The following is a 13,269-nucleotide window of genomic DNA, read 5'->3' as shown; positions in this document are numbered from 1 at the left end:
TAGAAGAGGGAAATCTAATGCAGGCAGATCACATGCATGTGCATGTGACTAGACATCCTAAAGGAGATGAAATGTCTGTCTGCATCCCACAAGGCCGTGCAATTCGCCCGGCTCAAGCCTCCGCAAAGCTAGGCATCGGCCTTTCAACACTCTGGCTTAAGGCCAAAACTGACCCACGGTTCCCGAAACCATTCAAGCTGGGTCCTCGAACCACAATCTTCTTGGAACACGAGCTAGATGAATATCTAGCGGCATGTGCTGCCACGCGCCAAGCGGCGTGACGGGAGGCACAATGACTCTAAAAAATAACAACGCCCGCAACGAGGCGGGCGCTGATGTCACTGAGCTTGGCGGCGGCGTGACACAGCAAAGGAAAATCCTTCACTGCTCTTACAAGCATATCAAATCTATCCTGAATGAGCTATCCCGCGCCGGCCTCGCCTTGAGCGGCGTGAATACGCTTACTCAGCGCGCTGTTCTGCTTAAAACACTGCAGTACCTTGGGCCACGAGGACTGAACACCTACGAGGGCACGGCAGCAGGCTATGCGCGGCTCGCAACTCGCATCCAGGAGCTTGAAGAGGATTGGATTATTGCCTCCCAACGGGAGACGGTCATTGGCCCAGATGGCCTCGTTCACCCGGGTATCGCTCGTTATGTCTTGGTTGGCCTTCGCAAGGACGCAATCAACCCACAAGGGGCGCTTGATCTCGAGGTGCCGGCATGACAAAGAACGCACCAAGCCTGAATCAAGCGCTATACAACTCTATCCGCTCGGTAGCTCGAACACGCACTGTTTGCAGCCGCTATGCGCGGTATGAAGCGCGAAAGGCACACTGGGTTGCAACCCATCCAGCCGCCAGCAGCGGCGAGTATGAATTGGCCATACAGAGTATCGCCAAGGAATGCGGGGTGTGATGCCATGAAAATGCCTGCAATGCAGTTTTACCCAGCCGACTGGCGCAAGGACCTCGCCGTCCAAGCGCTCGGCTACTTCGAGCGGGGTGTTTGGTTCGAAATGCTGTGCCTCATGCACGAGTCAAGTGAGCGTGGCGTCTTGCTCCTGAATGGCTCCCCAATGCCTGACGAGGTGACAGCGCGCCTTCTCGGCTTGGATAACCAAACCTTCAACCAAACGCTAAGCACGCTCCTAACCTATGGCGTAGCAAAGCGTCGGGGTGCGGATAACGCGATATACAGCAAGCGGATGGTTTCCGACGAAAAGCTATGCCAAATCCGCCGAGAGGCTGGGAAATTGGGCGGAAATCCGCGTTTGCTTAACCAAAATCCAACCACTGGGGATAAGCAAAATCCAACCCCTTCATCTTCATCTTCATTTTCAACTACGGATAGTAAGGATGCCGCTGGTGTCCTTGCCTACCTGAACGAGAAAACGGGGCGAGGCTACAAGCCGGTAAAGGCAAACATGACTCTGATTGCAGCTCGTCTGGCTGAAGGGGCAACGGCGGATGAGTGCCGCGCTGTGATCGATGCCAAGGTAGGCGCTTGGTCTGCTGATTCGAAGATGCGGAGCTATTTGCGCCCGGCCACGTTATTCAACGCCACCAAGTTTGCACAGTACGTGGGTGAGTTGGGGAGCAAGAACCTCGTGGGTGGACAAGCGGTGGGAGGTGAATCATGGGAATGATCGCCTCCAATGGCCTACCTATTCTTGAAGCCCGCAAAAAAGGGCTCAAGCCGGCAGAAATGATCTTGGTGTCCCTGATTGGCCGGATCAATGAGCCAAACCATACCGTCTATGCCCAGCCAAGTAAGGTTTACGACTGGCTTTGGGTTCGCGGGCTTCAGGTCTGCATCTATGCCGCACCGAGTGTTGATTGGCGTGCTGTAGCCCGTTCTATCGCGTTTGAACGACCGTCTTTCCTCGGGGTGTGGGATGCCGACAATCGGCAAGGCGCAAATGTCTACTTGTTGCCCCATCCCGCTGACATCGACAAGCCGCAAAACCAGTGGCGTTGGATGCTCGATTTCCTGCCGTGGCTGCCATTTGAAAACAAGGAGTTCGCATGGAGCTGATTAAGGACGACATTGATTTCAGCGCCTACATGGCGGAGCCAGAAGATCACAAGGTCCGGCCAGCTTCAGACTTCCTCCAGGAGACGATTGCGGCGTTCTACCCAGCGCCAGATGCGTCCACGCCTCCGCGTCCGCTGTGGGACAAGGCAAACGGAAAAATTGCCTTCCGCCCTGGTGAGGTTTCACTTTGGGCTGGCATCAATGGACATGGAAAAAGCATATTCCTGTCGCAGGTGGAGCTCGATCTGATGACGCAAGGGGAGAAGGTGCTTTCCCTTTCGTTCGAGATGCTACCTTCAGAATATGAGCCAGGTAAGGGTTTTGATAATTGTTTGAAGAAAGTAAGCCATGGAACAACAGAAGCTATGGGTTGAGCCGGTCGGCAGCATTATTGTTGCCCGCTTGCGCGGAATATGCACCGAAGAAATGCTGTTGGAATGTCAGGCGCGGGTACTGGTTTTGGCCCAGGATACACATCAGGTAAAGGTGTTGTATGACGCCTTGGAGATGGAGGCTCCCGACGTTGATCTCGTATTTCTGCAGCAAAGACTGGAAGCAGAAACAAAACAAAAACTAGGTTCTGCCCAGCTGCGTAGCGCCATTCTTGTGCCAAACAGCCGCATCGCTCTCTTATCCAGAATTGCCTTTGGCGCATCAGGTGACGGTGAATACCGTGTTTTCTACAACGACATGGCGCAGGCGATAATGTGGCTGGAAGGGCGAAGCTGAGTTCGAATTGTTAATGCGCCCTTGGAAAGGGATGGGAGAAGACCTGCTCGGACAATTCAAGTTTGAGGACAATTTTGCTTGCTCTGGCCCATCAACTTGAAAATCTTCGGCGAAAAAAAACCCGCTAGCCTTGCGGTAGCGGGTTAAATCCAATTCAAGGAGAGTTGGAGGAGACAGGCACAATAATACTCACATCGTAGTGATCTGTCTGCTTCATTTGGCGAATGACAGATATTCATCAAACGCATGACTCGCCTTCTTCAGGCAACAAAAAGCCCGCCGCGCTTATTGCGGGTGGGCCAGTGTCTCGCCCAATCCCTGACATGGATTTTTATTACTGCGAGCGCATATTACCGTAGCCAGGGAAAAATACGAAAGATATCTCGGATCAAGCCTTGAGCATTTGAATAAGCTCTCCGCTCGCAATAAGCTTTTTCAGGTCGCTTGCACCCCCAACGAGGGTGCCCTTGACGAATATCATCGGGAACGTAGGCCAGCCTGTCCACATCTTCAATGCATTGCGTCGGCGCCAGCCACTTAGATAACTGCCGTATTCAAGGTATTTATACGGGATATTTGCCGCGTTGAGAGCCGCTTTCGCTCTGAGAGGATGCGGATTCTGGGCCATGCCGACTACGACTACCGCGTTCGACTCAATGGCTGCTTTTACTTCATTAACGATATCCGCATTGGCATTGGCAATAGCGGCGCGTATCGCCGGGTGAATCTGCGCTTCGTCGAGAATGTTGCGATTCATGGAATGTCCTTCAAGTCGATTCGGTTAGCTTGCTCTTTGCCGGTGCCGGCATTCTTGTAATGCACGCCGCTGAAATTAGCACGGCAAATCTCAATGCGATATGTCTGAGATCAGTCGCACAATGCCTTGCACGGGCCTGTGATCCTTCGCCGAGCAAGGCCATCGATAAATCCACTTATGCGGGCGACTTGCCTGGCTTGAGATCAGGAATCCGCTTATGTCGCATGCGCCTGTGTCATGCCCGGCTACCGGCTTCGTACCATGGCCGGGTGGCGTTGACTATCTTGACGACAAGCAGCATCACCGGCACTTCGATCAGCACGCCGACCACGGTCGCGAGCGCGGCGCCGGATTCAAATCCGAACAGGCTGATCGCGGCAGCGACCGCCAGCTCGAAGAAGTTGGACGCGCCAATCAGCGCCGACGGGCAGGCGACCGAGTGCTTCTCTCCCACCTTCCGATTCAGCCAATAAGCCAGCGCGGAATTGAAAAAAACCTGAATCAGGATCGGTACCGCAAGCAGCGCAATGACCAACGGCTGCTTGATGATCGCGTCGCCCTGGAAGGCAAACAGCAGCACCAGTGTCAGCAGCAGCGCGGCAATCGACCATGGCTGGATTTTCGTCATTGCCGCGTCAAACGCGGTCTGTCCCTTAGTCAGAAGAACTCTGCGCAGCGCTTGCGCGATAAGGACGGGGATGACGATATAGAGGATCACCGACGTGATCAGCGTATCCCACGGCACGGTGATGCTGGATACGCCGAGCAGCAAGCCCACTACCGGCGCGAAGGCAAATACCATGATCAGGTCGTTCACCGCCACTTGCGACAGCGTGAAATACGGATCGCCGTTGGTCAGCCGGCTCCAGACGAATACCATCGCCGTGCACGGGGCTGCTGCAAGCAGAATCAGGCCGGCGATATAACTGTCGATCTGAGCAGCAGGCAGCATCGGCGCAAACAGGTGCCGCACGAATATCCAGCCAAGCAATGCCATCGAAAACGGCTTGACCAGCCAATTGACGAACAAGGTCACGCCGATGCCCTTGACATGGGCGCGCACCTGGCTCAATGCGCCAAAGTCGATCTTCAGCAGCATGGGGATGATCATCACCCAGATCAGCAAACCGACCGGCAGGTTGACCTTGGCGATCTCTATCGCGCCGATGGTCTTGAATACGCCGGGCAAGGCTTGTCCAAACACGATGCCAACGACGATGCAGAGTGCGACCCAGGCAGTCAGGTAGCGTTCAAAAAAGCCGAGCGGCGCACCGGCGGCGCGCTTCCCGGTTACTTCGCATTGTACGGACATGATGGTCTCTGAATCATTCAGGGGGATCACACGGATGAATGGCGCGCCAGGCTGCGCAGCCGGTCAACACCGACTGGTTCCTGCGCCTGCAACGGCACGACTGCCCAGCGGCGTGCATGGCGGGTTGCGACGGCATCGATCTGCTGCATCTCGTTTGCCGCGCGCTGCCGCAAGAGCGGGGATCGCGGGGCGGCGTAGGCGAGGCTGTTGTTGACAATCCAGGCCCATGGCTCGATCCCCGCACGGCGCAAGTCGTCCTGCAGATTCGCCGCCTCCAGAACAGGCGTCGTTTCAGCTAGGGTCACGATTAAGATCTTGGTCTGCTTCGGGTCTTGCAACTGCATCATGGGCGTGGTGAAGTGCAGTCCCTTGCTACCCATCTGGCGCACGATTTCGCGGTGATAAGCGCCGGTTGCATCAAGCAACAGGAGCGTATGGCCGGTCGGGGCCGTATCCATCACCACAAACTTCTTGCCTGCCTCTCGGATCACGCGTGAAAACGCCTGGAAAACGGCGATTTCTTCGGTGCAGGGCGAACGCAAATCTTCCTCCAGCAGCGCGCGGCCCTGTGCATCCAATTCCTTGCCTTTCGTTTCCAGTACATGTTGTCGGTAGCGCTCGGTTTCGACATGCGGATCGATGCGGCTGATCGTCATGCGATCAAGCGAACCATCCAGTGTATCGGCGAGATGGGCCGCTGGATCGGAAGTGGTCAGGTGGACGTCATGTCCGCGGCTGGCTAACTCCACCGCGATGGCGGCGGCGAGCGTGGTTTTGCCGACCCCGCCTTTGCCCATCACCATGATCAAGCCGTGTTCGTCTTCGGCGATGTCGTCAACCAGCGCCGCAAGATCGGGCGCCGGCGGAAGCGGTGCCGCAGACGCAGGCGTGTCGGCCTGCGGTGCAGGGGCGGCAAGGAGCTGGCTCAGCGCCGGCAGTCCGACCAGATTGAACGGCATGAGCGCAACACGGTCGGTGGTGAGCTGGGAGAGGTTGGCTGGCAGGTGAGTAAGTGCCGCTTGCTCGCGTTGCCAGATTGCGGCGGCAAGCGGATCGGCGGATGCTTCGGTCTTGGGCAGAATGCCATTGATCACAAGGTATTGTTGAGTCAACCCGATGGCCGCAAGCTCTTCATGGGTACGGGCCACTTCTTGTAGCGTCGACTGCTGGGCGCGCGCAACGAGGATCAGACGCGTGCGTTGGGCATCTGCCAGGGCGTCGACGGCAGCGCGGTATTGGTTTCTCTGTTTTTCCAGGCCGGCAAGCGGGCCGAGGCACGATGCATCTCCCTTGCCTTCTTCAAGGAAGCCGGTCCACGCCCCAGGCAATTGCAGCAAGCGGATGGTGTGACCCGTGGGAGCGGTGTCGAAGATGATCGTATCGTAGTCCTGCAGCAGCTTCTGGTCGGTCAACAGCGCGGTAAACTCGTCGAATGCGGCGATTTCCGTGGTGCAGGCGCCGGAAAGCTGCTCTTCGATGCCTTTAACGACTGCCTCCGGCAAGACGCCCCGCACCGGGCCAACGATCCGGTCGCGGTACTGCTGCGCCGCCGCCTGCGGATCAATTTCCAAGGCAAACAAGCGGGGCACGGCTTGTATGGCCGTAATGCGGTTGCCGATCGCGAGGCCGAATACCTGCCCGACGTTCGACGCTGGGTCGGTGCTGACCAGGAGGACACGCTTGCCCTGGTTGGCGAGCCGGATCGCAGTCGCGCAGGCAAGAGAAGTCTTGCCGACGCCGCCTTTACCCGTAAAAAAGAGAAATGGAGGTGTGTCTTCGAGGAAGCGCATCGCTTTTCCCTTGGATGGTTAGCAGCAGCCGGAGCCGGGCTTGCAGGTATTTGCGGGTTGTGCCGAAACGGCAAACTGGCTGATGCCGGCCCATCGCGCCAGTTCGGCGCGGCGCGGATAACGGCCGGCGAGCGCGACGTCGCCGTTGACCAGAATCAGCGGCAAACCTTCCTGGCCGGAGCGCTCCAGAAATCCCTTTACGACCGGGTTTTCGGCGAATGCGAGCGGCTGCTGCGCAAGGTTGAAACGTTCCACCTTGGTGCCTTGTTGTTCCAGCCATTTGATGTCCGCCGCGAAGGTGACCAGCTGCTGGTCCACTTCGACGCCGCACACGCCAGTGCTGCAACAGAGGGCCGGATCGAATACTTGGATGGTTGTCATGTCGTTTTCCTTTATGCGCCGATGGCGGCGATCTTGTCCATTTCTGCTTTGAGGGCTGCCTTATCGTGTTTCAGCGTATCCAGCGGCAATGCCAGGAACGCTTCGATGCGTGCGCGCAGGATGCGGTACGCCTTCATAAAGGCAGCATCGATTTCTTCGTCGGTGCCGGTTGCATGCGCCGGGTCTTCCACGCCCCAATGCGTGCGCAGCACCGGGCCCAGATAGGCGGGGCAGGTTTCGCCTGCCGCACTCGCGCACACCGTGATCACGATGTCCGGCGTGGCCGGCAGGCGATCCCACGACTTGCTGTAGTAGCCCTCAGTCGAAATCCCTTCGCGGACCAGCAGCGCCAGGGAGCGCGGATGCAATTGTCCGGTCGGCTTGCTGCCGGCGCTCATCGCACGCCAACCCGCGGGGGCCAGGTGATTGAAAGTTGCTTCACCCAGGATGGAGCGGCAAGAGTTGCCAGTGCAGAGAAACAGGAGGTTCATGCGCTTAAGTTCGTTGGGTTAAGTAAGGACTCTGCGAGGGCAGGCAGGGATCGATGCTTCCCATCGGAGCATTGCGTATCCCTCATCACGAATTCGTGTCGGACGTTGCGCAATCGGTCGTGCACACTGGCGAACACGGATTTCCACCACAACAATTTTCCATCAAGAAGCTCATCAGTGCATTCATCGTCCCGAAATTCGCGGCATAGATGACAAAGCGGCCCTCTTGCCTTGGAATCACCAACTCGGCATGAGTCAGCTCCTTCAAGTGGAAGGACAGGGAGGAGGGGGGAATGCCGAGGCTTTCGCTAATCTTGCTTGCCGCCATGCCTTCCGGCCCGGCTTGAACGAGCAGCCGGAAAACGGCAAGCCGGGAATCCTGAGCAAGGGCGGCCAGGGCGGAAATCGCAGTCTTTGTATTCATTGCCAAAAAATTCGTGCTGAAAGCAGTTGAAATATTCTATGGTTCTATAATAATGGAAATATCAAATTCATGCACGCAGATAAGCTGGTTCATGCGGCGTTATCAATCCAAAACTGAATGAGGCAATCGAGAACAGCATGTCCAAACTCTCAATGGAGATCGAAGCGCCGGTGAATGCGACATTGTCCGGGGGCGCCGCCGCGTTGTTAAACAGCGGGTGTTTTTGCATCAGTGTTGACAAGGATGCGTTGCACCGAGCCCTAGAGTCGGAGCTGGGTAGTCCCGGATTGGCACAATTGGTGGAAGAACGATGCCCCCATGCGCTTGCGACGCGGCCGGTTTTTCTGTCAAGCGAGCACAGGGAACGTATGGCACGGCTGATTCATGCGGTAGAACATGTCGTTGCGATGCCATCCTTCCGTCAACATGTTCTCGCTGCCGCGCCAGCCATTGCGCAGCATGCACCGGGTGGGGCGAAGGGCGTCTTTTTCGGCTATGACTTCCACATTCATGAGCATGGCATCGGGCTAATTGAAATCAATACCAATGCCGGCGGCGCCATGCTCAATGCGGCGCTGGCACGCGGTCAACGTGCGTGCTGTCCGGAGATAGAGCAGATGCTGCCGCCGTCGGATGGTGTTGCCGTCCTGGAAGCGCGTATTGTGGAAATGTTTCGTCGCGAATGGTCGCTCTCCAGGCGCGAACGCCCCTTGCGCAGCATCGCCATTGTGGATCAGTCGCCGCAAGAGCAATATCTTTATCCGGAGTTCCTGCTGTTCCAGCAGCTATTCCAGCGCAATGGATTGCAGGCGGTGATTGCCGACCCATCCGAATTGGTCCTGCGCGACGGCGTCCTTTGGCATGGAGCGATGGTGGTGGACATGGTGTATAACCGCCTCACGGATTTTCTGTTGGAGGCGCCATCCAGTGCCTCCTTGCGTGAAGCCTACCTCGCCCATGCCGTCGTGCTTACGCCGCATCCGCAGGCTCATGCACTGTATGCCGACAAGCGTAACCTCGCACTGCTGAGCGATGCCGCTCGCTTGCAGGAACTTGGCGTTCCCGTGGAAATTCAATCGATTCTGTTGGCGGGTATCCCGCGCACGGAAATCGTGAATCCGGAAAATGCAGACCGTCTCTGGGCCGAGCGCCGCCGGCTTTTCTTCAAGCCCACCGCGGGGTTTGGCGGACGTGCCGCATATCGCGGAGACAAGCTGACCAAGCGTGCATGGCAGGATATCCTGGCGGGCGACTACGTTGCCCAAACCGTGGTCGCTCCAGGCAAGCGCGTCATCGACCTGCAAGATCAGACCCAGTCACTCAAGTTCGACATTCGCAATTATGTGTATGACGGCGCAGTGCAGTGGCTGGCAGCGCGCCTGTATCAGGGGCAAACCACCAACTTTCGTACGCCGGGAGGCGGATTCGCGCCCGTCTACAGCCTGCCCTCCGCTCATGACGGCGCTGCCTGTCTTGCGCGGTGAAGAGTTCCGGGAGGCCGGGTGAAAAAAACCCACACAGCATGCGCTGTGTGGGTAAGGATCCTGGACGGTCATGACGCCAGGATCAGGGAAAGTAGGCGAATACAAAAATGCCCACACGGCTTGCGCTGTGCGGGCAAAATACCTCGGCGGGATCAGGCTGGCCGAAGATTGGAGCCTACTTGCCTTGCAGCATAATTTATCTATGGAAACAATCTAGGGCTGTGGCCTGCAGAGTCTTGAAGTGGCTTCTGAAGCCTAGCAATCAAAAAAAAACCGCACGGCTTTCGCAGTGCGGGCAAGAAACACGCCTTTGCCGGGATTATTGCTGCCGGAAACCAGAGAGTAAGGCTGCTAGTGTCAATTTTGTTAAGACGTGGCCCGAAAAGTAATGATCTGGCTTGCGGAGTCTGGAAATGGCATGCCATCCATGAAATGGATGGCTGGAAATCTGGTGCTGGAATCTTTGCGTACCGCCAGCTCCGGTACAAACAGACTATTCCTTTGAGTATGGCTCACTTGGAAAAGTGTGAATGCCGCGATGGTATAGAAGTGGCATGACAAGGGTATGACAAACCGCAAATTTGAAGTATGGCAATTCATGCCCTTTCGGACATGAATTATGCCGCCACCGCCATCACGGGCCTGTGCACCGGTTTTCCTGTTTCCTCGAGGCGCGCACGGTACAGGGCAGCGACGAGGTCGGATTGCGTCACCATGCCAATGACGCGGCGTTGCGCATCGACCACCGGCAGATGGTGATATCCCGCATCCGAAAATAGCGGCACCAGTTCGGTAATCAGTTGATCCGGCGTTGCAGTGCGCACGTCGCGGGTCATCAATTGTTCTATGTGTCCGACCCGCGGCAGCTGTGGCGGCCAGAAGCCTGCCGGCACGTCGTGCTCGTGGCCGATCATCATGTCATGCAGCGAGACGATGCCGGCCAACATGCCAGCGTCGTCAACCACCGGCAAGGCCTTGATCCTGTGCTTGGCAAGCAAGCGCCAGACGGCTTGCGGCGACGTCGACTGCTGTACCGTGATGACATCCTTCGACATCAGGTCGGCGCAACGGATCTGCCCGAAACGGCGGTGGTAGGCGTTCAGTTCGGCATGCCGGAAAATTTCTTCCAGGTCGTCGGGATCGATATCGAGCAATTGCTGGTGCGACTTCAGCACTTCATCGAGGTCGGCGCGCGTAAAGCCAAGCCGTTCGGTCGGGAGCGGGTCGGCCGTGCCGTGTGGGTTGGCATGATGTAAATGCGCATGCGGATAGCGGCGACGCAGCAGGTTATTGAAGATCAGGGCCGCCGTCAGCAGGAAAATGGAGTTCAGTCCGACCGGCCACAATGCGAAGCGGTATCCACTGGCCAGCACGGTCGGTCCGCCCAGAACGGCGGTCAGGGCGACGGCGCCGCTGGGCGGATGCAGGCAGCGCAGCGCGAACATGGCGGCAATGGCGACGGCGACGGCGGCGCTGGCGGCCAGGATCGGGTCGCCGATGGATTGTGCACAAACGATGCCGACCAGGGCCGAAACGATATTGCCGCCGACCAGCGACCACGGTTGTGCCAGCGGACTGGACGGCATGCCGAACAGCAGCACGGCCGAAGCGCCCATCGGCGCAATAAACCAGGGATTGAAATTGCCAAGCGTGGCTTTGCTGACCAGACCGGCAAACATCAGTCCGATCCATGCGCCGAGACAGGCGCACAGCTTTTCGCGCCGTCCAGCATTAATGGGAGCGGGAATGAACCCGCGCAACCACGCCCTTACGTCATTCATGTTGGAGTGTTGTTGCCAACCTTCAGGCGGGCAATGCTTGTTTTTGGAAAGCCGCGAAATATAACATAATATGATACATATTGTTGCAACAGCCGCAGCGAAGGTGTGGCGGATAAGTCACTCTCTGCCACCCAAGCGGAAATGACAATTCACGCAGGGGCGACCGCGTGCGACGCGCGCCTCTGTGCTCAGTACCGCCCTCACCAATGAGCCGGTTGCCGGCGGGCGTTGCGGGCGTTGGAACGCTGCCGGCTCGCCGGCGGTATGCCACAGGTTTTATTCAATTCAGGATCTGACAAGATGGGCCAAACAAAATCCATGCCGATGGAACGGCAGTTACATGCGCATGCCAAGCGCGATTACGCAGCCGATCGCCGCCTCGTCATGATTTCGGCGATGGCGGTGGCCATTGGCGCATGCAGCGCCATCGCCGCCGATGTGCTGCTGAAGCTGATTCGCTTCTTTACCAACCTGTTCTTTTTCCAGCGGCTGTCGCTGGCTGACGCCATGCCGGCGCATCACACGCTCGGCGCCTGGGTGATTGCATTGCCCGTCATCGGCGGCCTGCTGGTCGGGCTGATGGCGCGCTACGGCAGCGAAAAGATACGCGGCCACGGGATTCCGGAAGCGATCGAGGCGATCTTGTTCGGCAAGAGCAGGATGTCGCCCAAGGTGGCGCTGCTCAAGCCAATTTCTTCTGGAATCGTGATCGGCAGCGGCGGCCCGTTCGGGGCGGAAGGGCCGATCATCATGACCGGCGGCTCGCTCGGATCGCTGATTGCACAGTTCTTTCACCTGACCGCGGCCGAGCGCAAGACCCTGCTGGTGGCGGGAGCCTGCGCCGGCATGACCGCGATCTTCGGTACGCCGGTTGCGGCGCTGCTGCTGGCCGTTGAACTGATGCTGTTCGAATTCCGGCCGCGCAGCCTGTTGCCGGTAGCCGTAGCCTGCGCCGTCGCCGGCTTCCTGCGGCCTCTGCTGTTCGAAGCGGGGCCGCTGTTCCCGATCGACACCGCGCCGGCGACGCTTCCCGCACTGGCATCCTGCATTGCCGCCGGGCTGGCATGCGGGCTGCTGTCGTCGTTGCTCACGCATGCACTTTACCGGATGGAAGACTTGTTCGCCAAGCTGCCGCTCCATTGGATGTGGTGGCCGGCGCTCGGCGGGCTGGCCGTCGGCATCGGCGGCTATTTCGAGCCGCGCGCGCTCGGCGTTGGCTATGACGTGATCGGTGACTTGCTGAGCAATCACATGGCGTTGGCGGTTGCGCTGTCATTGCTGGGCGTGAAAGCGCTGATGTGGATCGTCGCGCTCGGGTCCGGCACCTCGGGTGGCGTGCTGGCTCCGCTTTTGATGATGGGGGCAGGCCTGGGCGTGGCGCTGGCGCCGGTTCTTCCCGGGGCGACTCCCAGCCTGTGGGCGCTGGTGTGCATGGCCGGCGTGCTGGGCGGCGTGCTGGGCGCGCCACTGACGGCAATCGTGTTTGCTTTCGGCCTGACTCACGACAGCAATGCATTGCTGCCTTTGCTGCTCACGACGGCGGTGTCTTACGGCTTCAATGTGCTGACGATGCGCCGCTCGATCATGACGGAAAAAATCGCGCGGCGCGGGCTGCATATCTATCGGGAATACGGGGTTGACCCGCTCGAGCGGCAGCATGTGTCCGACCTGATGACGCGCGCGGTGATGACGATTCCGGCCGATCTGCCGGTTGGCGAGGCCATTCTGCGCTATTTCGGCACGGATCAGCCGCATCGCTGCTATCCGATGCTCAGCGAGGGGCGCCTGGCCGGCATGATCGAGCGCGGCACGCTGATGGATGCGCCGGCATCGGCCACATCATGCCGCGACCTGGCGCCAAGGGACAGGGAGCCGGTCGTGGCGCTGGCCGAGGAAAGCGTGCGCATTGTGGCGGCCCGCATGGCAGCATACCGTCTGGAACGCTTGCCGGTGGTCGAGACGCGGGAAAGCATGCGCTTGATCGGCATCATCAGCCGCAGCGACATCCTGAAGTCGAGCGAGGATGTGTTTGCCGACGAGCTGGTGCGCGAGCGGATGCGGTAAGCAAGCGATACGGAGCCGG

At 58.4% G+C, this 13,269-nt stretch carries 16 protein-coding genes; 8 read left to right on the top strand and 8 right to left on the bottom strand.

Annotated features, from left to right (window positions below; genetic code table 11):
• The first annotated feature begins 17 nt into the window (after positions 1–17).
• From TSA66_RS26080 to TSA66_RS07605, 6 genes are all read left to right on the top strand, one after another.
• Positions 18–281, top strand: a complete 264-nt coding sequence (locus TSA66_RS26080) for a helix-turn-helix transcriptional regulator (protein ID WP_332309936.1) — start codon at positions 18–20, stop codon at positions 279–281.
• A gap of 11 nt (positions 282–292) precedes the next feature.
• Positions 293–727: a hypothetical protein gene (locus TSA66_RS07625; RefSeq protein ID WP_040039609.1), complete on the top strand. Its 435-nt coding sequence runs from the start codon at positions 293–295 to the stop codon at positions 725–727.
• 195 nt (positions 728–922) lie between these two features.
• Positions 923–1,648, top strand: coding sequence for a conserved phage C-terminal domain-containing protein (locus TSA66_RS25445; protein WP_157691632.1), 726 nt, complete (start codon positions 923–925; stop codon positions 1,646–1,648).
• Positions 1,639–2,037, top strand: coding sequence for a hypothetical protein (locus tag TSA66_RS07615; RefSeq protein WP_040039608.1), 399 nt, complete (start codon positions 1,639–1,641; stop codon positions 2,035–2,037). Before TSA66_RS25445 ends, TSA66_RS07615 begins: the two co-directional genes overlap by 10 nt.
• On the top strand, positions 2,028–2,411 hold the full coding sequence (locus tag TSA66_RS07610; RefSeq protein WP_040039607.1) for a hypothetical protein: 384 nt from the start codon (positions 2,028–2,030) through the stop codon (positions 2,409–2,411). Before TSA66_RS07615 ends, TSA66_RS07610 begins: the two co-directional genes overlap by 10 nt.
• Entirely contained in the window at positions 2,386–2,766 is a 381-nt protein-coding gene (locus tag TSA66_RS07605) for a hypothetical protein (RefSeq protein WP_040039606.1), read from the top strand. The genes TSA66_RS07610 and TSA66_RS07605 overlap by 26 nt, the downstream gene beginning before the upstream one ends.
• A gap of 388 nt (positions 2,767–3,154) precedes the next feature.
• Here the strand turns inward: TSA66_RS07605 and TSA66_RS07600 are convergent, their stop codons facing one another.
• The 7 genes from TSA66_RS07600 to TSA66_RS27655 form a co-directional block, all read right to left on the bottom strand.
• Entirely contained in the window at positions 3,155–3,523 is a 369-nt protein-coding gene (locus tag TSA66_RS07600; protein ID WP_040039605.1) for a glutaredoxin domain-containing protein, read from the bottom strand.
• Positions 3,524–3,758: 235 nt separating this feature from the next.
• Complete coding sequence (gene arsB / locus TSA66_RS07595) at positions 3,759–4,835, bottom strand: ACR3 family arsenite efflux transporter (protein WP_040039604.1); 1,077 nt, start codon at positions 4,833–4,835, stop codon at positions 3,759–3,761.
• A 26-nt stretch (positions 4,836–4,861) separates the two neighbouring features.
• Positions 4,862–6,625, bottom strand: a complete 1,764-nt coding sequence (gene arsA, locus TSA66_RS07590) for an arsenical pump-driving ATPase (protein ID WP_040039603.1) — start codon at positions 6,623–6,625, stop codon at positions 4,862–4,864.
• Between the two features lie 18 nt (positions 6,626–6,643).
• Complete coding sequence (arsD, locus tag TSA66_RS07585; protein ID WP_040039602.1) at positions 6,644–7,006, bottom strand: arsenite efflux transporter metallochaperone ArsD; 363 nt, start codon at positions 7,004–7,006, stop codon at positions 6,644–6,646.
• 11 nt (positions 7,007–7,017) lie between these two features.
• Positions 7,018–7,497 carry an arsenate reductase ArsC gene (locus tag TSA66_RS07580; protein WP_040039601.1) on the bottom strand — a complete coding sequence of 160 codons (480 nt, stop codon included), beginning with the start codon at positions 7,495–7,497 and terminating at the stop codon, positions 7,018–7,020.
• Positions 7,498–7,582: 85 nt separating this feature from the next.
• Complete coding sequence (locus TSA66_RS07575) at positions 7,583–7,921, bottom strand: ArsR/SmtB family transcription factor (RefSeq protein ID WP_040039600.1); 339 nt, start codon at positions 7,919–7,921, stop codon at positions 7,583–7,585.
• A gap of 67 nt (positions 7,922–7,988) precedes the next feature.
• Positions 7,989–8,162: a hypothetical protein gene (locus TSA66_RS27655; protein WP_232429427.1), complete on the bottom strand. Its 174-nt coding sequence runs from the start codon at positions 8,160–8,162 to the stop codon at positions 7,989–7,991.
• A gap of 127 nt (positions 8,163–8,289) precedes the next feature.
• Between TSA66_RS27655 and TSA66_RS07570 the strand changes: the two genes are divergently transcribed.
• Complete coding sequence (locus TSA66_RS07570; RefSeq protein WP_232429426.1) at positions 8,290–9,405, top strand: hypothetical protein; 1,116 nt, start codon at positions 8,290–8,292, stop codon at positions 9,403–9,405.
• A gap of 617 nt (positions 9,406–10,022) precedes the next feature.
• Here the strand turns inward: TSA66_RS07570 and TSA66_RS07565 are convergent.
• Positions 10,023–11,186, bottom strand: a complete 1,164-nt coding sequence (locus TSA66_RS07565) for an HPP family protein (RefSeq protein ID WP_040039599.1) — start codon at positions 11,184–11,186, stop codon at positions 10,023–10,025.
• Between the two features lie 324 nt (positions 11,187–11,510).
• Here TSA66_RS07565 and TSA66_RS07560 point away from each other — a divergent pair, with 324 nt between their 5' ends.
• The gene (locus TSA66_RS07560; protein ID WP_040042326.1) at positions 11,511–13,250 is read left to right on the top strand and encodes a chloride channel protein; all 1,740 of its coding nucleotides are present in this window, start codon (positions 11,511–11,513) and stop codon (positions 13,248–13,250) included.
• Positions 13,251–13,269: the final 19 nt, after the last annotated feature.

The sequence above is a fragment of the Noviherbaspirillum autotrophicum genome, assembly GCF_000818395.1.
In the GTDB taxonomy this organism is placed as follows: Bacteria; Pseudomonadota; Gammaproteobacteria; order Burkholderiales; family Burkholderiaceae_D; genus Noviherbaspirillum; species Noviherbaspirillum autotrophicum.
This window is presented reverse-complemented; position numbering and strand designations above follow the sequence as displayed.

What these genes read in the sequence shown, in the direction of transcription:
- TSA66_RS07575 (WP_040039600.1), bottom strand. Translation starts at nt 7,921, where the DNA reads ATGAATACAAAGACTGCGATTTCCGCCCTGGCCGCCCTTGCTCAGGAT.
- TSA66_RS07565 (WP_040039599.1), bottom strand. Translation starts at nt 11,186, where the DNA reads ATGAATGACGTAAGGGCGTGGTTGCGCGGGTTCATTCCCGCTCCCATT.
- TSA66_RS07605 (WP_040039606.1), top strand. Translation starts at nt 2,386, where the DNA reads ATGGAACAACAGAAGCTATGGGTTGAGCCGGTCGGCAGCATTATTGTT.
- TSA66_RS07560 (WP_040042326.1), top strand. Translation starts at nt 11,511, where the DNA reads ATGGAACGGCAGTTACATGCGCATGCCAAGCGCGATTACGCAGCCGAT.
- TSA66_RS07570 (WP_232429426.1), top strand. Translation starts at nt 8,290, where the DNA reads ATGGCACGGCTGATTCATGCGGTAGAACATGTCGTTGCGATGCCATCC.
- TSA66_RS07610 (WP_040039607.1), top strand. Translation starts at nt 2,028, where the DNA reads ATGGAGCTGATTAAGGACGACATTGATTTCAGCGCCTACATGGCGGAG.
- TSA66_RS26080 (WP_332309936.1), top strand. Translation starts at nt 18, where the DNA reads ATGCAGGCAGATCACATGCATGTGCATGTGACTAGACATCCTAAAGGA.
- TSA66_RS07625 (WP_040039609.1), top strand. Translation starts at nt 293, where the DNA reads ATGACTCTAAAAAATAACAACGCCCGCAACGAGGCGGGCGCTGATGTC.
- TSA66_RS07580 (WP_040039601.1), bottom strand. Translation starts at nt 7,497, where the DNA reads ATGAACCTCCTGTTTCTCTGCACTGGCAACTCTTGCCGCTCCATCCTG.
- arsD (WP_040039602.1), bottom strand. Translation starts at nt 7,006, where the DNA reads ATGACAACCATCCAAGTATTCGATCCGGCCCTCTGTTGCAGCACTGGC.
- TSA66_RS07600 (WP_040039605.1), bottom strand. Translation starts at nt 3,523, where the DNA reads ATGAATCGCAACATTCTCGACGAAGCGCAGATTCACCCGGCGATACGC.
- arsA (WP_040039603.1), bottom strand. Translation starts at nt 6,625, where the DNA reads ATGCGCTTCCTCGAAGACACACCTCCATTTCTCTTTTTTACGGGTAAA.
- arsB (WP_040039604.1), bottom strand. Translation starts at nt 4,835, where the DNA reads ATGTCCGTACAATGCGAAGTAACCGGGAAGCGCGCCGCCGGTGCGCCG.
- TSA66_RS25445 (WP_157691632.1), top strand. Translation starts at nt 923, where the DNA reads ATGAAAATGCCTGCAATGCAGTTTTACCCAGCCGACTGGCGCAAGGAC.
- TSA66_RS07615 (WP_040039608.1), top strand. Translation starts at nt 1,639, where the DNA reads ATGGGAATGATCGCCTCCAATGGCCTACCTATTCTTGAAGCCCGCAAA.